This is a genomic window from Erwinia tracheiphila (assembly GCF_021365465.1).
Classification (GTDB): domain Bacteria; phylum Pseudomonadota; class Gammaproteobacteria; order Enterobacterales; family Enterobacteriaceae; genus Erwinia; species Erwinia tracheiphila.
Genome location: NZ_CP089932.1, coordinates 2,374,421 through 2,392,664 on the forward strand (window position 1 = coordinate 2,374,421; position 18,244 = coordinate 2,392,664).

Here is an 18,244-nt window from a genome sequence, read left to right on the forward strand (position 1 = left end):
AGCCGTTATTCTTCCGGCATAAGGTTATTCAGGGAGCCAGCGCTCTGTGATTTCCCGTGCATCCTTCAGCGTTCTGAACAGGTAAAAATCCAGTATTTCTGTCCGGTACGTTCGGTTAAACCGTTCGATAAAGCCGTTCTGCGTTGGCTTACCCGGCCTGATAAATTCCAGCATCACGCCATGGTCCTCAGCCCATTGCGCCAGGGCCAGTGATATCAGCTCTGGCCCCTTGTCCATCCGCATTTTCAGCGGGTATCCACGCTGTGCCACAATCCTGTCCGGCACACGCACGACCCGCTGCGCCGGGATATTAAGGTCAATTTCTATCGCCAGAGCCTCGCGGTTAAAATCATCCACGACGTTGAAGGTCCGAAAACGTCGGCCACATGTCAGCGCGTCGTGCATAAAATCAGTCGACCAGCTCTGGTTGAGCGCTTCCAGCGTAGCTGGATTGCGCACCGGCAGGCGCTGTTTACCCTGACGACGAAAATTGAGTTTTAGCAGACAATAAATCCGGTGTACACGCCTGTGGTTCCGGACGTGACCCTGCCTGCAAAGCACCTGAAAAAGCTGCTTAAATCCGTAGAGGGGATAGCGTTCAGCCGCCTCAGTCAGGCTCTGGATCACCGGTTCATCACGTCACGTGTCCGGCTGATAATGAAACACAATCCTGTTCAGCGATAACGTCCTGCATGCCTGGCGTATGCCCATCGTAAACTGTGTGGTCAGATAGCTGACGGGCTCACGCTTCATCGCTGGTTTTAACACTTTTTTTCGATAACGTCCTTCAGCGCCCGGCATTCCGGACCCAGGTCGGCAAACATCAGCTTCGGGCGGCGATTCCCGTCTTCAAGGTCTTTTATCTTTTTGGTATCTGCGGCTTCCATCCCGCCATATTCAGCCTTCCGGTTGTAGTCGCTGGCTTCGGATATAGCGGTCTCACGGCAGACATTTTTGACGGTTCGACCAGCTTCTACCGATTTCAGAACGGCGATGCTCTGGTGCTCAGAGAATCGGGCTTTACGCATGGCGATCTCCTCAGAGGAGATAATCAGTATGTCGGAAGATCTCTAAAAGTGAATGGGCCGTTTTGAGGGGATACTTACACTATAGCGAGGCATTTTCTGAGGCGATATTTTACAGATATGCATTACGGGGGTGTTGGAGTATAAAATATGCAATTGAATAATCATGCGTGAGAGTAGCCTGTCTACGCATGATAAATAAATCTTATGATTTCCGGCAGCATCAGGACAAATAAGTGCAGCGGTTCAAGGCAACAGATGCCCCATCCTGGCTGCTTTAGTGTCAAGGTAATTTGCATTTGCCGGGTTTCTCCCTACAACAAGCGGAACCCGTTCAATGATATTGATCCCGGCTTCACTGAGAGTTTCAACTTTATGAGGATTGTTTGTCAGTAAACGAATCTCGTCCACGCCGAGTAATTTGAACATATCAGCACATAGAGTAAAATCGCGTTCGTCAGCGGCAAAGCCCAGCTTATGGTTTGCTTCCACCGTATCAAGGCCTTCATCTTGTAATGCATAAGCGCGAATTTTATTTAACAGGCCAATATTACGTCCTTCCTGCCGATGATAAAGCAACACTCCCCGACCTTCTTCTGCAATACAACTAAGGGCGGCTTCGAGTTGAAATCCACAATCACAACGCAAACTGAATAAGGCATCACCTGTCAGACATTCTGAATGGACACGGGCGAGAACGGCTTGACTATCATTAATATCACCATAAACCAGTGCCAGATGTTCGCGACCAGTTGACAGTTCTTCAAATCCAACCATGAGGAAATCTCCCCACGGTGTGGGCAGATTGGCTTCTGCCACGCGTTTAAGCTGCATGCAACTCTCCAGATTAACGTTTATTGCGCCAGCATCCTGAAAAGGGTTCGCAGGCGTGCTGAAAAAAGTAATAGTCAGTATATTGCCACAATCCCTCCAGTGTCAGTTAACAACTTGGATCGATTGTTGTAATACTGCAGAATTATCATCCTTTTCCAGTATATGTTATTATTTTATTTATATCATTATCTTAAAGTTGCCAAAATATTAATTTCAGCTAGGGGATGGTATGTTTGATATCCTTATACGCACGACGTCAGGCGCTTTAGTGCTGCTCATTATGCCCATTATTGTCTGGCTTTCGGGTTGGCAATGGCAACCCGGCACTGTGGGACCCTGGCAAAGAATATTATTTGGGGTAACAGAAACGGTGAGCAGTCCTTGGGGGACAGTGACCAGCGGCCTCTTCTGCGTATGGTTCATCTGGTGCCTGCGATTAAGATTGAAACCCGGTTTGGTCCTGCTGATTATTATGATTCTGGCGATAGCTTCCGGACAATACGTTACAACCGTTATCAAAGAACACGTTCAGGAACCTCGGCCCTATGTAATTTGGTTGGAAAAGAATCATCTGCTGGAAGAAAAGTCGTTTTATCAAAAAAATCGTCAAGAGCGCAGTGAACTGGTCGAGCGGGGCGTTGCCAATGAAAATCGTATCCCTGCCTGGTTAAAATCACACTGGGCATTTGAAACGGACTATGCTTTTCCCTCCGGGCACACTATGTTTGCTGCAAGTTGGGCTTTACTGGCGGTTAGTTTATTGTGGCCACGGCGTCGTACTGTAACTGTCGTGCTGATATTTATGTGGGCCATTGGCGTTATGGGCAGCAGGTTGGTACTGGGAATGCATTGGCCCCGCGATCTGGTTGCCTCAACACTGATCGGATGGTTTTTAATCACTCTCGCGATGTGGCTGGTACAAAAATGGCGCGTTCCGCTCAGAGTAGAATCAACGGATCAAAAGAAGTTTGAAAAACGCAAAAAGGGATGATTGTTATTTTCATGGATGACACCATAGCATGGATACCAATGCGGGGTGATGATCTTTCTGCGTTAAAGTTTGTTGTTTCATCACACAAGCAACGAGCAAGCTTTTTTGGCATAATTCGTCTGGTTATCACCAGACTACGGGACGGACTGTGAAATACTTGCTTATTTTTTTACTCATCCTGGCAATTTTTATTATCTCAATCACTCTTGGCGCACATAACGATCAGGTAATCTCATTTAACTACCTGCTTGCGCAAGGGGAGTTCAGAATATCTACATTAGTGGCAACCCTGTTTGCCGTTGGTTTTATTCTTGGCTGGGCGATTTGCGGTTTATTTTGGCTACGCCTGTGGGTTTCATTAGCTCATACGCAGCGCAAGCTTAAACGTTAGCTCATACGCAGCGCAAGCTTAAACGTTTGCAGCAGCAAACGCAGACTGAAGAAAATGTGACAATGTCACCTGTCTGTATTGCAAAGGAATAATCTCTTATGCTGGAACTGCTGTTTCTGTTATTACCCGTAGCCGCTGCATATGGCTGGTATATGGGGCGCAGAAGTGCACAACAGGACAAGCAGCAGGAAGCAAGCCGGCTGTCGCGTGATTATGTCACGGGAGTTAACTTCCTCCTTTCTAATCAGCAGGATAAAGCAGTAGATTTATTCCTCGATATGCTTAAAGAAGACAGCGGAACAGTTGAAGCCCACCTTACGCTGGGTAATCTGTTTCGCTCTCGTGGCGAAGTGGATCGTGCCATCAGAATTCATCAGGCACTCATGGAAAGTGCCTCACTTACTTATGACCAGCGCCTGCTTGCCATTCAGCAGCTTGGTCGGGATTATATGGTGGCCGGTTTCTACGATCGGGCAGAAAGCATGTTCAGCCAACTCATCGATGAAACGGACTTTCGTGTCAGCTCCCTGCAACAGCTATTAGCTATTCATCAGGCAACCAGCGACTGGCCGAAAGCCATTGAGGTTGCCGAACGCCTTGTTAAACTCGGCAAAGAACGGCAGCGCATGGAAATTGCCCACTTTTATTGCGAACTTGCCTTACAGTCTATGGGCAGTGACGACCTTGAGCGTGCCATGAGTTTGCTCAAAAAAGCTGAAGTGGCGGATCGTCAGAGTGCGCGTGTTTCAATCATGATGGGACGCATTGCCATGGCAAAAGGGGATTACCCGTGTGTCGTCGACGTTCTTCTGCGGGTTATTGAACAGGATAAGGATCTTGTCAGTGAAACACTGGAAATGCTGGAAAGTTGTTATGCACAGTTACAGCAGCCTGACGACTGGGCTGCCTATCTTCGCCGTTGCGTTGAAGAAAACACAGGGGCTGCTGCCGAGCTTTACCTCTCTGATATTATTGAACGCGAAGAGGGCGGCGAATCCGCACAGCTCTATATTAACCGGCAGTTACAACGTAACCCCACCATGCGGGTTTTTCATCGTTTGATCGACTTCCATCTTAATGAGGCCGAAGATGGTAGGGCCAAAGAGAGCCTGATGGTACTCAGGGATATGGTAGGAGAACAAATTCGGACAAAACCCCGCTATCGATGTCTGAAATGTGGTTTTACCGCACATGCTCTGTATTGGCATTGCCCCTCATGCCGTACATGGTCGTCGGTTAAACCGATTAAAGGATTAGATGGGCAGTAAATTTTGTACGCAGTCATTGCTCTCTGATGTCATTTTTTAGTTACAACATACTGTTTATTTAACCTATAATATTTCCTGCAACATTAACATATAGAGTAAAACGCTGACGTTAAACTGTGAATTTACCGAAGCCACAGGTAAAATGCCTGCCGTTTATCTACTGCACCTGAAGGTGCTTTATTTTATGAAGGTTTTTTCATGCATTCATCCCAGGCAGGCGATTCCCCCATTCTGATTGCACTAGATTATGCTGACCTTAACCGTGCCCTGTCTTTCGTAGACCAAATTGATCCTCGTCAATGTCGTCTGAAAGTGGGCAAGGAAATGTTCACACGCTTTGGTCCACAGCTGGTGCGCGACTTGCAAGCGCGTGGATTTGAACTGTTTCTTGATCTGAAATTTCATGATATTCCCAATACTACAGCTAGAGCCATTGCAGCCGCGGCGGATTTGGGTGTCTGGATGGTCAATGTCCATGCCAGCGGTGGGGCAAGAATGATGAATGCTGCGCGCGAGGCCCTGATCCCTTTCGGTGATGATGCTCCTTTACTGATCGCAGTAACTGTCCTTACCAGCATGGAAGCGGAAGATCTTAAAGGAAAAGGTATCGATACTACTCCAGCAGAACACACTGAACGACTTGCGTTGCTTACTCATCAATGTGGGTTAAACGGCGTAGTTTGTTCTGCACATGAAGCAGAGAGGCTGAAACAGATAATTGGAAGCGATTTTTGCCTTGTTACTCCAGGTATTCGTCCATACGGAAGTAACGCTGGCGATCAACGGCGAATCATGACGCCTCAGAAAGCGATACAGGCTGGTGTGAATTATATGGTAATAGGGCGACCGATTACTCAATCCAGCGACCCGGCGGCAGCCCTTAACGATATTCTGAAATCTTTGCAGGAGCCGTAATGTCTGATAATAACAGTTGTCTTGTTTATTCTACAGAAAGCGGTCGAATCAACGAACCTTCTCCTGTTGTCAGGCGACCCGTTGGTGATGGTATCGTGCGTATTCAACGGCAGACCAGTGGAAGAAAAGGGAAAGGGGTTTGCGTTGTTACCGGTATCGATCTACCCGATGATGATCTGAGCAAACTTACAGCAGAATTAAAGAAAAAGTGTGGATGCGGTGGCGCTTTAAAGGATGGTGTGATTGAAATTCAGGGAAACAAGCGCGAATTGATTAAATCGCTACTTGAAACCAGAGGTTTTAAGGTGAAATTGGCAGGTGGGTGAATAAGGTGTACCCACTCAGACGACCCTGTACACGATTCTGTGTAAATGCCTTTTCTCAGTAGTGGCCGTCCGGGCGGTCACCGAACCCGATAATAAAACGGCTCATCGCCATACGCCAGTCCCTCAGTGGCATCCTCTATTTCTGTGATGCGGCCTGGATTGCCAGCCACACCTCCTTTTTCACTGCGTCGTCAGTCGGGAACACCTTCCGCTTCTTAATGGCATCCCGGATCACGCTGTTCAGCGACTCGATGGCGCTGGTTGTGTCGAGCATCTTGCGGATGTCTGCCGGGTAAGCGAAGAACGTCGACAGGCTGGCCCGGTTTGCCTGCCAGCTCCGGCTTATCTGCGGGTAGCGGCTGTCCCGGGGGCTGGCGAACGCTTCCCGCGCCCGCTGACCGGCTTCTTCCCTGGGGGTCTGACAATGCTTTCAGGCTACGGGTGACGGCTTTGTAGCCCTCCCAGGAGACGAACCGCAGACTGTTGCGCACCATATGCACGACGCACAGCTGGACGCGGGCCTGCGGATACACCGCGTTGATAGCGTCCGGGAAGCCCTTCAGACCATCAACACAGGCGATGAGGATATCGTTCAGTCCACGGTTTTTTAGTTCGGTCAGCACATAGAGCCAGAACTTCGCGCCCTCGTTTTCGGCCAGCCACATACCCGGCAGTTCTTTCTGGCCTTCGATGTTGATACCCGGGGCAAGGAACACGGATTTATTGATGACGCGACTGTCCTGCCGGACTTTCAGGACGATGCAGTCAGGGTAAACGATGGGACAAACGGCATCCAGTGGCCGGTTTTGCCATCCGGTGACCTGCTCCATGACGGCATCAGCTACCTTTGAGACCAGCGCTGGCGAGTCATCGGCGTCATACGGCTCTTTGAATGTGGCCGCTATCTCGCGGGTGGTCATCCCTTTGGCGTACAACGATAAGATCGGGTTATCTACCCCGGTGCTCCGGGTCTGGTTTTTCTTCACCCGTTGCGGTTCAAAGGAGCCATCACGATCGCGCGGTGTACGCAGCTCCGGCGGACCATCGCCGGTGGTCACTGTCTTTGTGGAATAGCCGTTGCGGGCGTTGGTCGCCGGTCTGGGCTGATTTTTATCGTCGCCGGGGTGACGGGTCATTTCGGCGTTGAGCGCCGCCCCGACACTGATTTTTTTCAGCAGGCGCTCAAACTGACTGAGATCGTCAGGGGTTTTGAGATTTTTGGCCAGTTCGTTAGCCAGGGCCTGCGACTGTTTTTCGTCCATAAATTAACCTGCTTTTGATGCTGGATTGAACATATCAAAATCAGGCAATGACACAAATCTATGTACTGGCTCCTCAGTGAGCCTTCCCTTCATTCTTATCATTTCTTCGTTTATACCTACGGTATCGACACAATAACCTCTTGCCCAAAAACCATTCCCCCACTGCTTGTTCTTACGCAGGCAGGGAAATTTACTGAACAATCGAAGGGCTGTTTTACCCTTTAAGTCGCCTGTTACATGGGAAATCGAAAGCCGTGAAGGCACTTTTACCCGCAAATGGACATGGTCTGTCTGGACATTCAGCTCCACTACTTCTATCCCGGGCTGCTCACCTGAGATCCTTATCGGCTTACAGACCTCTTTACCAACATTGTTCCTGAGGATGCGAAACCGGTACCTGGGTGTCCATACGATATGATATTGACAACACCAGAGCACATGAGATGCTTTCTGGAATCTGCTCATGGTTAAATCCCTGGCAGTTATGGGGATAACAGATTCGGATTTTCCCATGAGTAGCATGACTGGCAGAGCCAACTTATTGCTGACCACCTCCACAGGAGGTGGTGTTCATGCAGGGATAAAAAATGGCTCTCTGAAGCCGTGCGGTTTTTAAGGTTAATCAGGTGCGGAACTCATCGGGACGCGGGCCTCCATGCCCATAGTGACCCCGGACAACTTCCTGAATATGTCTGCTACGTGCCTGATGGCTTCTTACTGCTTAATAAGAGGGAAATTGTTTCTTAAAAAGCTGGCAGGAAGGGGAACAGCAGCTTGACCACTCGATTCGACTTGCTGACTACCGCTGTAAACTGATTATGCCGGGGTTTGTTGACACCCATATTCATTATCCGCAAACGGAAATGACAGGTGCCTTTGGTGAACAATTGTTGCAGTGGCTGGAACATTATGTTTTTCCGGTAGAAAGCCAGTATCGCGGTCCTGCCCATGCGGACAGAATGTGGTCTTTCTTTTTGCATCAGCTGCTCAGTAATGGCACAACCACCGCGCTATTTTTTGGCACCGTCCATTCTCAGCTTGTTGAGGCGCTGTTCAGTACGGCAGAAAAGCAGGGAATGCGCCTGATCGCCGGGAAGGTGATGATGGACCGAAACGCGCCAGATGACCTGATTGAGATGCCCGAAGAAAGCTATCAGCAAACACATGAGTTCATCGAACGCCGGCACAACCGAGGCCATCTTGTATGCACTGCCCCTCGTTTTGCCCCAACCTGTTCTGGCGCTCTGCTGGAAAAGGTTTGTCAGTTAAAAAACGCCTTTCCCGGTATCTGAATGCAAACCCGTCTGAGCGAAAACAAAGAGGAAATTGCGTGGGTGAAAGCGCTTTTTCCCGACCATAATGGCTTCCTTGATGTCTGTCACCAGTACGGGCTGACGGGGCAGCGCAGCGTTGTTTGCATCTTGAGGAACAGGAATGGGACTGTTTACAGCATACTCATTCAGCTGCCGCATTCTGCCCGACCTCAAATATGTTTCTTGGCAGCGGTTTATTTGCTTTGCACACCTGCTGGACAAAAAAGTCAAACTTGGAATGGGTGCCGATATCGGTACGGGAACCACCTTAGTATGCTGTAACCCCTTGGAGAAGCTTATAAAGTAAGGCAGTTGAAACAAAATATAGGTTGAGCGCCTGTGAAGCTTTTTACCACGCCACGCTGGGTGGCGCTCATGCGCTTGATTTGCACGTGCGTATTGGTAACTTTATGCCGGGTAAAGAGGCCGATTTTGTGGTGCTGGATCTGGCCGTTTCTCCGTTACAAAAGCTGCGTTACGCCAACAGTTGCGATATCTGGGAGAAACAGTGAGCTGTTTGCCCATGTCAGCAGGACTGGCAGGGCGTGCAGCGAGGTTGCCGGGAGCACGTGGCAGATGACACACTGTTTAGCAAACCTGTGTTGCGTGTTGATGTGAAATGGACGCACAATATGCAGGTCAGATTACGGTGCTATGCGCCGCGCCTGAAACAATGGCTTCAACCCGGGGGCTGTTCAGCGCATTTATCGATGAACATCGTCTTTCGGTTATGCTGATTCCCGGTGCGTGGCAGCGTTTTATGCAGCAGGATATTGCCGCTTATGTCCGCCAGCCTGTATTGTCCTGGCACAAAGTTCAATGACGGGCGCAGAACACCTGATCGACACCACTGTGTCGGTACTGACCGTGCCATCGGTGAGCCTGCTCTCAGCGATTGGCAGGGTTAAGATGAAAAAAACCAGAGAGACATGATAAAAGGTTTTAATCCTCATTCTCAATTAGTTAACTGCCATTGTGGAAAAATCATGTTTGATCTTACCCTGTTTATATTGCTTTTACTGGTTGGCCTCAGTTATTTCAGCCACAACCTGACCGTTGCCATTGCCCTGTTAGTGCTAATTATTATCAGGATGACACCGCTTAACACCTTCTTTCCCTGGATTGAAAAACAGGGCGTGACTGTAGGCATTATTATTCTGACTATCGGCGTGATGGCGCCCATTGCCAGCGGCACCCTGTCTGGCAGCACACTTATGCACTCTTTCCTGCACTGGAAATCACTGCTGGCGATCGCCATTGGTATATTTGTTTCCTGGGTGGGAGGAAGGGGAGTGTCACTGATGAGCGCACAGCCTTCCGTCGTCGGTGGATTATTGATCGGTACGATTATCGGTGTTTCACTGTTTCGTGGCGTGCCGGTAGGCCCACTTATCGCCGCCGGGCTGGTTTCATTATTTATTGGTAAAATGTAGTCGTGATGATCGCGTAAACTTGAGGTATGACATTGACAGAAACCCGCAGGCAGGCGCGAATTTGCCCCGTGGCTGAAATAAATCGTGGATCGTCGTGGTAGGGCAATATGATTTTTTCGGTCAGGATGTGGCTGTTTTAGTTGGGTAAATTATAAAATGGCTGCTGATTTTATTACCCTTTTTCTTTTTTTAGTGCCAAATTTTTCTCTGGATTAAAACTTCATTGATTAGTCAGAATCACCCAATTTTATTTAATTCACTGTTCACGTAACGTTTACTTTGCCTGTGATGGACAGGTGCTCTTAACCGACGCGGCAGGGATATAAATTTAATCGTTCATCCACAGAGTTAACTGGCTGAAAAATAAGTGTTATTTTATGCTAATCATATTAAAATAATTTTTCCAGCGTTAAATAGTGCTCTGGTCATTACAGAAAGGGATTAACCCCGCCTGTTTTCGAGACGGGGGTGGGGGGTTAGCCGGGGTAGATACCGCGATCCTTCCTCGCCATTAAAATACGTTCACAGGCGACAATATATGCAGCAGTGCGAAGGCTGCATTCTTTCTCTCTGGCTTTGTCCCAAACGTGAGTCATGGCATCGATCATAATCCTGTCCATGCGATCGTTAATTTCGTTTTCACTCCAGAAAAAGCTTGCCATATCCTGTACCCATTCAAAATAACTGACGGTCACGCCGCCTGCGTTACAAATAACGTCCGGGACCACCGTTATACCGCGTGAACTGAGTACATCGTCAGCATCAGGGTAGGTAGGGCCGTTGGCCCCTTCAAGTACCAGTTTGCAGCGGAGTTTTTCCGCACGTTCCCTGGTAATTTGCCCTTCCAGCGCTGCGGGGATCAATATATCCATCTGCACATCCCAGAACGCTTCGCTGTCAATCTCTTCAGCGCCGCTAAAACCGGCTATTACTTTGTTGCGGGTCTGCCAGTCGCTCAATGCAGTCAAATCAATACCGTCATGATTGAACAGGGTGGCGGAATGATCCTGGACCACCACCACTTTCGCGCCGGCGTCAGCAAAGAGCCGTGCTGCTTCACTGCCTACGTTACCAAACCCCTGGACGGCAATGCGGGCACCGCTGATTTCAATATTGCGGCGGTTTGCCACTTCACGTCCGGTGATAAATACGCCGCGACCCGTGGCTTTTTCACGCCCCAGCGAGCCACCCAGATGGATGGGTTTTCCAGTGACCACACCCGTAATTGTGGTGCCATGATTCATGGAGTAGGTATCCATCATCCATGCCATCACCCGGGCATTTGTGCCAACATCTGGTGCCGGGATATCTTTCTGTGGGCCAATAATCAGACCGATTTCACTGGTGTAGCGTCGGGTCAGACGTTCCAGCTCACCTTCTGATAATTTGAATGGATCGACGCGAATCCCCCCTTTGGCACCGCCATAGGGCAGATTTACTGCGGCACATTTGATGGTCATCCATGCGGAAAGGGCCATAACTTCGTTCAGGTCAACATTCGGGTGAAAACGGATGCCGCCTTTGCCTGGTCCGCGCGAGAGATTATGCTGCACCCTGAACCCTTCGAAATGGCGAATAGTGCCATCATCCATCTGTAACGGGATATCAACAATTAATGCCCGTTTCGGATGACGCAGGGTGTCGATCCAGCGGTTCAGTTCACCAAGATAAGGCGCGACGCGATCGATTTGTGCAAGATAAGTAGACCAGGCGGTTGTGCTGCCTTCAGAAACATAAGATAGCTTATCCATAAAAAACCTTATCCATAAAAAACTTTAGTGAGATTAGATAAATATTCTGAGTAGAGGCTTAAAAATCAGTTTATGTATATCGAACGCGACCGAATCTACCACTAAATTTATGTTCTTGTGTTTTTGAATTAATGTGAAATTTATATTTACGGATGCTTTATGTGCAAAATAATGAATTAATATTCATTAATTATTGCTTAAAAACGCTTGAGTGAATTTATTTGCAATAAAAATGATTTTTTATTTTTGGGTCGTTATTTCACAGAACTTTGAATGCGATCAAATTATGTCAAAGGTGAGTGCAGCGCAATGCCACGCTTTATAAGGAATTACCTGCTAATCCACAGGTGAAAAAATCGACTTTATGCCCCTGAATATCGCTGTCATCGTGTTTTCAGGCTGGCTTATCACAATACCAATACATTCATAACACTTTTTGTTACAAATTAAGGTTACGGTTTCTTTTATTGACAGTAAACCCCCTGCCCCTGGCCTTGTCTACCTTTGACGTGGCAGTATGCAGAGCAAATCTGGTCTGTTTTCTGACATCACATTCACCTGCAATAACAACGAAGACTCAGATGAAAAAACTGCATTTTCTGACCCAGTATCGGGTTTGTTGTTTTATCGCCTTTTACGTCGGAATTCTTTTAAATCTGCCGATCTTTTTTCGCCGTTTTCTCCAGTTACGCTACGATGCTGTACTGTCAACGGCCATTGAAGTGGTTGCCGCCTTTTCGCTGGTCCTTTTTATCACTCTCCTGGTCTCCTTAACTGGCCGCTTGCTATTTCGCGTTTTACTCACACTACTGGTGCTTATCTCCATAACGGCCAGTTATTACATGATTTTTTTCAATATTAATATCGGTTACGGCATCATCGCTGCAGCGATGGCCACTGACAGCCTGGATTTATCAAAAGAGTCCGTTGGTTGGAATTTTACGCTTTGGTTCATCCTTGTCAGCCTGTTACCGTTGCTGATGCTCTGGCTGACACCATTACCTGAGGCAGCCCTTCATCGCCGAAATCGTCTTGCATTTCTTTGCCGTGGTGGGGTGATGATTATGGCAGGACTCTGCTGCTGGCTGCCGCTGGAAGTGATGGGTAATCACCAGCAGGATCTTGATAAGCAGCATAACCGGATGATGGCCAGCTATGGCGGCGTGGTTGCCGGAAGTTATTCTCCGTCAAACTGGCTCTCCGGCATGGGTCTCCTTGCTTACAGTAACTGGAGTCAGGCCGAAGACAACCGGCATCTTTTTGACCCCGCAGCTCATTTTACCTATACCCCACCGAAAGATGTTAACGATCTTTACGTCGTTTTCGTGATTGGTGAAAGCGCACGACGCGACCATATGGGCGTTTACGGGTACAGTCGCGATAATACGCCTTACCTTGATAAAGAACCGCATCTTGCAGCACTGCAGGGGTACTCCTGCGATACTTCCACCAAGCTGTCATTACGCTGTATGTTTGTTCGTGAAGGCGGTGCCTCCGAAGCGCCTGAGCGTACACTGAAAGAGATGAATGTTTTCTCGGTGATGAAAAAAAAGGGCTTCTCTTCTGAGCTGTTTTCCATGCAGAGCGAGGCCTGGTTTTACAACAAAGTGATGGCCGATGACTACGCGCTGCGTGAAACCATTCAGTCTGAGAAGCGCAACGTGGGTAAACCCATTGACGATATGGCGCTGGTCAGCGAACTGAAGGACTCGTTGGACCGCCATCCGCAGGGAAAACATCTGGTCGTGCTGCATACCAAAGGTTCGCATTACCTGTATACCGAACGCTATCCGCGTGAATTTGCCCGTTATCAGCCTGAGTGCAAAGGTATTGACAACAGCTGTTCAGCCGAGGAGATGATTAACGCCTACGATAACAGCCTGCTTTACACTGATTATATGCTTGAGCAAGTGTTTAATCAGCTCAGAGATCGTAATGCCATTGTATTTTATGCCTCCGATCATGGCGAATCAATCTCAGAAAACACGCATTTTCACGGTACGCCGCGCAATCAGGCACCCGTCGAACAAAGATCGATACCAATTATGGTGTGGGCCTCGGATAAATTTTTGCAGCAGCCAGAGAACGCGGCGGCATTCAACCAGCTGCAAACCCTGGCAAAGAATAAAACGCCGGTATTCCATGAAAAGTTGTTTGACAGCATCCTGGGCTGTAGCGGTTTTACCTCACCTGATGGCGGCATAAATCCGCTGCGTAGCTGGTGTCACGTTAGCAAATAAAAACGGCGGGTACGTTACAGCAAGCTGGCGGATTTCACCGTGCGCAAGAGGCGATCATCATGGGTGAACAGAGAGCAAAACAGGCTGACTTGAGGCATTAAGCGACTGTCATCTTTGCCTCCGTCGTGACAAGCAGGTATTCTGTTTGCCGAATTTACCAAGACAGCTTCCATTGAGGTCGAGATGATTATTAAACCACGCATCCGTGGCTTTATCTGTGTTACTGCCCATCCGGCGGGTTGCAAAGCCAATGTTGAGAAACAAATCGATTACGTTGCCCGCCACGGTCAGATTAGCGGTGGTCCGAAAAAAGTTCTGGTGATTGGCGCTTCAACTGGTTATGGCCTTGCGGCGCGTATTTCTGCCGCGTTTGGCTGTGACGCCGCTACTCTGGGTGTGTTTTTCGAGCGCCCTGGCGAAGAAAGCAAGCCGGCAACCGCTGGCTGGTATAATTCTGCTGCATTTGAAGCCGCGGCGCGGGCAAAAGGTCTGTATGCGACCAGTATCAATGGTGATGCCTACTCCAATGAAGTCAAAGAAAAGACCATTGAGCTGATTAAACAAGATCTGGGACAGGTCGACCTGGTCGTATACAGCCTGGCGGCCCCGCGACGCATCCATCCTGTCACGGGTGAAGTGTTCAATTCTACCCTTAAGCCAGTAGGCAAAACGTTGGTTACCCGCGGCTTAAACACCGATAAAGAAACCATTACCGACATCACGCTTGAGCCTGCTTCAGAAGAAGAGATTGCGGGTACAGTGGCGGTAATGGGCGGCGAAGACTGGCAGATGTGGATTGATGCCCTTAAATCAGCGGGTGTGCTGGTCGACGGTGCAAAAACCACCGCCTTTACCTACTTGGGTGAGCAGATTACCCATGATATTTATTGGAACGGTTCGATTGGCGAGGCCAAGAAAGACCTCGATAAGCGCGTACTGAGCATTCGTGAGTCGCTGGCGGAAATCGCTGGCGATGCCCGTGTGTCGGTACTGAAAGCGGTGGTGACCCAAGCTAGCTCCGCTATCCCGGTCATGCCACTTTATCTGTCACTGCTTTTCAAAGTAATGAAAGAAAAAGGCACTCACGAAGGCTGTATTGAACAGGTCTATGGCCTGTTCAAAGACAGTTTATATGGTGCTTCGCCGATCGTCGATGACGTTGGTCGCCTGCGTGCTGATTACAAAGAGCTTGAGCCAGAGGTTCAGGACGAAGTCGTGCGGTTGTGGCCGACCGTCACCAACGAAAATCTCAATGAGCTGACCGATTTCGCAGGTTATAAAAAAGAGTTCATGCATCTGTTTGGCTTCGGCCTTGAGGGGGTTGATTACGACGCAGACGTCAATGCAGATGTGAAGATCAACAATCTGGTCCAGATGTAATCTTTATCGCTTTCGTGAATAAATGGACGACGGCCAGCTGTTCGTCACCTGCAAACGACAGGCACCGCACGATGACGAACAGTTTTTATCTGTATTAGTCGCGACGTGATCTGATACCGGACCCTGAAAGATTGAGAGTTACCGGTTTTGATATGGGTGTCGAATCCTTATACAAAACACAAGGTTACTCTCATGCTTCATACTCACAATCCCATCATCAAACACAAAGCCGGCCTGCTCAATCTGGCCGAAGAACCCGGTAACGTCTCAACAGCCTGCAAGAGCATGGGCGTGTCACGTGACACCTTATACCGCTACCAGGAGCTGGCTGAAGAAGGTGGCATTGACGCGCTGGTTGATCAAAACCGTCGGGGCACAACCTGAAAAACTGCCCCGACGAAACCACTAAACGGGCGGTTGTTGAGTACGCCGTTGAGTTCCCGGCCCCCGGTCAGCACCGGACCAGTGATGAGCTGCGTAAAAAAGGCGTGTTTATCTCCGGCAGCGCTGTGCGTGCCATCTGGCAACGACATGACCTGGAGAACTTCCGTAACCGCATGAAGGGGATCGCCCACCTGCAACGCTTTTACCACCACGATATATCTTTGCTTTCGCCACATCATGCAGTTGCGTTTTGATTATGTATCCATACGTTGATTGAAATTTTGTACCGTCATTTTTGGGGTTAATCTTTTATGAATACTGGCAGGGCGATTTAAAATAAGATCAGGTCCATTTGTGAATAGTAATAATAACTTCATCCTTATGCAGGTTATTGTTAATTCTGATAAACAGGAGATGAAGCATCTTTTGGGGCCAGGAGAATGAAAAAATCAACACGGCTATTTGCACAGCAGCTGACCCATGCCATTTACTGCCTGCCATACTTTGCCCTCAGATATTACCATGATGCATTATAAGGTCGTGACGCAGACTTGCTGATTACGTATGCTTTGCGCTTTGGATGTAACATATGGCTAAAGTTGATGTCGTCTGCCCTCAGTGCAATGAAACTCATGCTGTACGATGTAACGGACATTCAGCATCCGGCGCCCAACGTTACATCTGCAAGCATTGTTCAAAGACCTTTCTGCTCAACTTTAGCTACTCCGGTGCCAAACCAGACACACACCAGACCATTGTTAATATGGCCATGAATGATTCCGGATGTCGCGATACCGCACGGGTTCTCGGCATCAGCCTCAATACGGTTCTGCGGCACGTAAAAAAATTTCGCCAAAGCAGGTAGCTGAGAATATCGACCCCGAAACGGAGGTTGTTATCTGCTGTGAAGCCGGTGAACAATGGTCTTACGTGCGGTGTAAAAGCAATCCCCGGTGGTTGTTCTATGCTTATGACCGTATCCGCAAACGTGCTCTGGCCCACGTCTTCGGCCCGAGAAATGCCCCGACCCTGCGACGATTGCTGGCCCTGTTAAGCAAATTTAACCTTGCCTTTTATATGACAGATGCCTGGCCGGTTTATAAAGTTCTGTTAAGTGCAACAGGCCACGTGGTGAGCAAGAAATATACCCAACGGACAGAACGGCATAATCTTAATCTTCGCACACATATCAAACGACTGACCCGCAGAACAATTTGCTTTTCGAAGTCAGAGGAAATGCACGATAAGATCATCGGTTGGTATCTTACTCTTCATCATTATCAATAAATTTGCGTCACGACCCATTATACGATAACGCCTTTTGGGACAGAGTCTTAATTTTTCTTGTGGTGGTGTTTATATCTTTAAAAATATTTTGCACATGGAAATGAAACAAAATATTTCCTATCTTGATTGGTTTTTTCATATTAAGGGTTTGCTTTTATAATTAATTATGGCATGCATGTTCTTGCAGAAAAAAACTATCACCAAGTTTCTTTTTTCTGATTATGTTGTTTTTTACTCCTGATACAAACCACTCATTATTATAATTCTGTGCCATGTATTAATACGGTGTTTTCCTGTTGATAAAATTAACAAATAAAAAAGATGAAAAAATATAATTTTTCCCTGATTTTTAATTCCCCTGAACTATGATTTGAACTAACATTATGCTTTCACACGCGCAGCTGTACATCTTCGGGCAAGGATTAATAATATATCCTCACAGTCAATAAGGAAGCAGGCTGTCCGGTGAGTTACATTATTCAACTTTATTGTGCTCATCATTATTAACTTAATCAACATGAGGTGTTCATGGAGTCTGAAAGAAGACTCTTCATTAAGAAAGCCACGCTTTTTTCAACAGTCATTGCCACCAGTTTGCTCACGGGGCTTCCTTTTTCTGCAGAGGCGAGGTCTGAACTGTTCAGTAAACAAGAGCGCGATGAGCTTTCTCCTGCCGAAGTGATTGAAATGATTAAAAGCGGTAATGATCGTTTCCGGAAATGTGAAAAGCCTGAACATGACTTTCTCTCTCAGACTCAGAAGCGAATCAGTACCGGCGGCCAGTATCCCGTTGCAGTGATCCTGGGCTGCATTGATTCCAGAACGCCCGCTGAAACAGCTCATCGATACGGGCATCGGTGAGCTGTTTAACTGCCGCCTGGCCGGGAATATTGAGAATGATGATATCATGGGAAGTCCGGAATTTTCCTGTTCGCTTTCTGGCGCTAAATTGGTGATGGGGCATACTAAATGTGGTGCCATCAAAGGTGCTGCCTCGGATGCAAAATTAGGTAATCTGACTTCCCTGTTAGAAAAAATAAAACCAGCAATTGAAAAAACAAACTTTTCTGGTGAGAAAGATGTCAATGGCTATAAATATATCGATGCCGTTGCCCGGACCAATGTGCAACTGACAATGGATAATATCAGAAATAAAAACGCGATTCTGAATAAACTTGAAAAAGATGGAAAAGTTAAAATAGTCGGCACAATGTATCACCTTTAGGGTGGCCGACTGGAATTTCTTTAGTGGCCGGCATAAGCGGACGCTAGAGAGCAATCGCTAGCAGGTAGTTAAATCAAACCTGCCATTCCCTGTCAACCCCATATCTGAGGCGAGTTATTTGTATGTAGCGACACATCGTTAATAACGTGGTAAAGGGAATGACTTCGTTATTATCTGCACCATCGCCGACCCCTTTCCGGGTCGGCGATTTATTTTATA

General features: G+C 48.0%; 13 protein-coding genes and 5 pseudogenes. 13 read left to right on the forward strand and 5 right to left on the reverse strand.

All coding sequences use genetic code 11. The features are described 5' to 3' along the window. Positions 1–27: 27 nt before the first annotated feature. Together LU633_RS12540 and ribA are read right to left on the reverse strand one after the other, a co-directional pair. Positions 28–1,028: pseudogene (locus tag LU633_RS12540) on the reverse strand (IS3 family transposase); the annotation flags it as partial. 243 nt (positions 1,029–1,271) lie between these two features. After that, entirely contained in the window at positions 1,272–1,859 is a 588-nt protein-coding gene (ribA, locus tag LU633_RS12545) for a GTP cyclohydrolase II (RefSeq protein ID WP_016192576.1), read from the reverse strand. Positions 1,860–2,088: 229 nt separating this feature from the next. Here ribA and pgpB point away from each other — a divergent pair, with 229 nt between their 5' ends. From pgpB to yciH, 5 genes are all read left to right on the forward strand, one after another. Continuing rightward, on the forward strand, positions 2,089–2,850 hold the full coding sequence (pgpB, locus tag LU633_RS12550; protein WP_016192577.1) for a phosphatidylglycerophosphatase B: 762 nt from the start codon (positions 2,089–2,091) through the stop codon (positions 2,848–2,850). Positions 2,851–2,998: 148 nt separating this feature from the next. Further along, positions 2,999–3,241 carry a LapA family protein gene (locus tag LU633_RS12555; protein ID WP_016192578.1) on the forward strand — a complete coding sequence of 81 codons (243 nt, stop codon included), beginning with the start codon at positions 2,999–3,001 and terminating at the stop codon, positions 3,239–3,241. Between the two features lie 98 nt (positions 3,242–3,339). Then, the gene (gene lapB, locus LU633_RS12560) at positions 3,340–4,509 is read left to right on the forward strand and encodes a lipopolysaccharide assembly protein LapB (protein ID WP_016192579.1); all 1,170 of its coding nucleotides are present in this window, start codon (positions 3,340–3,342) and stop codon (positions 4,507–4,509) included. 198 nt (positions 4,510–4,707) lie between these two features. Continuing rightward, on the forward strand, positions 4,708–5,424 hold the full coding sequence (gene pyrF / locus LU633_RS12565) for an orotidine-5'-phosphate decarboxylase (protein WP_016192580.1): 717 nt from the start codon (positions 4,708–4,710) through the stop codon (positions 5,422–5,424). Continuing rightward, positions 5,424–5,750, forward strand: coding sequence for a stress response translation initiation inhibitor YciH (gene yciH, locus LU633_RS12570; RefSeq protein ID WP_016192581.1), 327 nt, complete (start codon positions 5,424–5,426; stop codon positions 5,748–5,750). Before pyrF ends, yciH begins: the two co-directional genes overlap by 1 nt. Positions 5,751–5,805: 55 nt before the next feature. On the opposite strand, the pseudogene LU633_RS12575 reads toward yciH, so the two are convergent. Then, positions 5,806–7,012, reverse strand: a pseudogene (locus LU633_RS12575) (IS256 family transposase). 3 nt (positions 7,013–7,015) lie between these two features. Beyond that, positions 7,016–7,477 (reverse strand): IS200/IS605 family transposase, encoded by a 462-nt coding sequence (gene tnpA, locus LU633_RS12580; RefSeq protein WP_046371869.1) that lies wholly within the window; start codon positions 7,475–7,477, stop codon positions 7,016–7,018. Between the two features lie 156 nt (positions 7,478–7,633). On the opposite strand from tnpA, the pseudogene guaD reads away from it, so the two are divergent. The 3 genes and pseudogenes from guaD to LU633_RS12595 all read left to right on the forward strand — a co-directional run. Continuing rightward, positions 7,634–8,831: pseudogene (gene guaD / locus LU633_RS12585) on the forward strand (guanine deaminase); the annotation flags it as partial. 113 nt (positions 8,832–8,944) lie between these two features. After that, positions 8,945–9,148, forward strand: a complete 204-nt coding sequence (locus LU633_RS12590) for a hypothetical protein (RefSeq protein ID WP_016192586.1) — start codon at positions 8,945–8,947, stop codon at positions 9,146–9,148. A gap of 163 nt (positions 9,149–9,311) precedes the next feature. Further along, on the forward strand, positions 9,312–9,758 hold the full coding sequence (locus LU633_RS12595) for a DUF441 domain-containing protein (protein ID WP_016192587.1): 447 nt from the start codon (positions 9,312–9,314) through the stop codon (positions 9,756–9,758). A gap of 476 nt (positions 9,759–10,234) precedes the next feature. Here the strand turns inward: LU633_RS12595 and LU633_RS12600 are convergent, their stop codons facing one another. Further along, positions 10,235–11,509 carry a Glu/Leu/Phe/Val family dehydrogenase gene (locus tag LU633_RS12600; RefSeq protein WP_016192588.1) on the reverse strand — a complete coding sequence of 425 codons (1,275 nt, stop codon included), beginning with the start codon at positions 11,507–11,509 and terminating at the stop codon, positions 10,235–10,237. A gap of 581 nt (positions 11,510–12,090) precedes the next feature. Between LU633_RS12600 and eptB the strand changes: the two genes are divergently transcribed. The 5 genes and pseudogenes from eptB (at position 12,091) to LU633_RS12625 (ending at position 18,025) form a co-directional block, all read left to right on the forward strand. Next, the gene (gene eptB / locus LU633_RS12605; RefSeq protein WP_016192589.1) at positions 12,091–13,749 is read left to right on the forward strand and encodes a kdo(2)-lipid A phosphoethanolamine 7''-transferase; all 1,659 of its coding nucleotides are present in this window, start codon (positions 12,091–12,093) and stop codon (positions 13,747–13,749) included. 183 nt (positions 13,750–13,932) lie between these two features. Further along, positions 13,933–15,129 carry an enoyl-ACP reductase FabV gene (gene fabV, locus LU633_RS12610; protein WP_016192590.1) on the forward strand — a complete coding sequence of 399 codons (1,197 nt, stop codon included), beginning with the start codon at positions 13,933–13,935 and terminating at the stop codon, positions 15,127–15,129. A gap of 192 nt (positions 15,130–15,321) precedes the next feature. Continuing rightward, positions 15,322–15,698: pseudogene (locus LU633_RS12615) on the forward strand (helix-turn-helix domain-containing protein); the annotation flags it as partial. A gap of 404 nt (positions 15,699–16,102) precedes the next feature. Then, a protein-coding gene (locus tag LU633_RS12620) for an IS1 family transposase (protein ID WP_233481913.1) occupies positions 16,103–16,800 on the forward strand; the annotation gives its coding sequence in 2 pieces (ribosomal slippage) (positions 16,103–16,352 and positions 16,352–16,800; 699 coding nt in all). 528 nt (positions 16,801–17,328) lie between these two features. After that, positions 17,329–18,025, forward strand: a pseudogene (locus tag LU633_RS12625) (carbonic anhydrase family protein). The last annotated feature ends 219 nt before the right edge of the window (positions 18,026–18,244 follow it).

Coding starts and splice junctions, on each gene's coding strand:
- ribA (WP_016192576.1), bottom strand. CDS start 1,859: ATGCAGCTTAAACGCGTGGCAGAAGCCAATCTGCCCACACCGTGGGGA.
- pgpB (WP_016192577.1), top strand. CDS start 2,089: ATGTTTGATATCCTTATACGCACGACGTCAGGCGCTTTAGTGCTGCTC.
- lapB (WP_016192579.1), top strand. CDS start 3,340: ATGCTGGAACTGCTGTTTCTGTTATTACCCGTAGCCGCTGCATATGGC.
- pyrF (WP_016192580.1), top strand. CDS start 4,708: ATGCATTCATCCCAGGCAGGCGATTCCCCCATTCTGATTGCACTAGAT.
- yciH (WP_016192581.1), top strand. CDS start 5,424: ATGTCTGATAATAACAGTTGTCTTGTTTATTCTACAGAAAGCGGTCGA.
- tnpA (WP_046371869.1), bottom strand. CDS start 7,477: ATGAGCAGATTCCAGAAAGCATCTCATGTGCTCTGGTGTTGTCAATAT.
- LU633_RS12590 (WP_016192586.1), top strand. CDS start 8,945: ATGGACGCACAATATGCAGGTCAGATTACGGTGCTATGCGCCGCGCCT.
- LU633_RS12595 (WP_016192587.1), top strand. CDS start 9,312: ATGTTTGATCTTACCCTGTTTATATTGCTTTTACTGGTTGGCCTCAGT.
- LU633_RS12600 (WP_016192588.1), bottom strand. CDS start 11,509: ATGGATAAGCTATCTTATGTTTCTGAAGGCAGCACAACCGCCTGGTCT.
- eptB (WP_016192589.1), top strand. CDS start 12,091: ATGAAAAAACTGCATTTTCTGACCCAGTATCGGGTTTGTTGTTTTATC.
- fabV (WP_016192590.1), top strand. CDS start 13,933: ATGATTATTAAACCACGCATCCGTGGCTTTATCTGTGTTACTGCCCAT.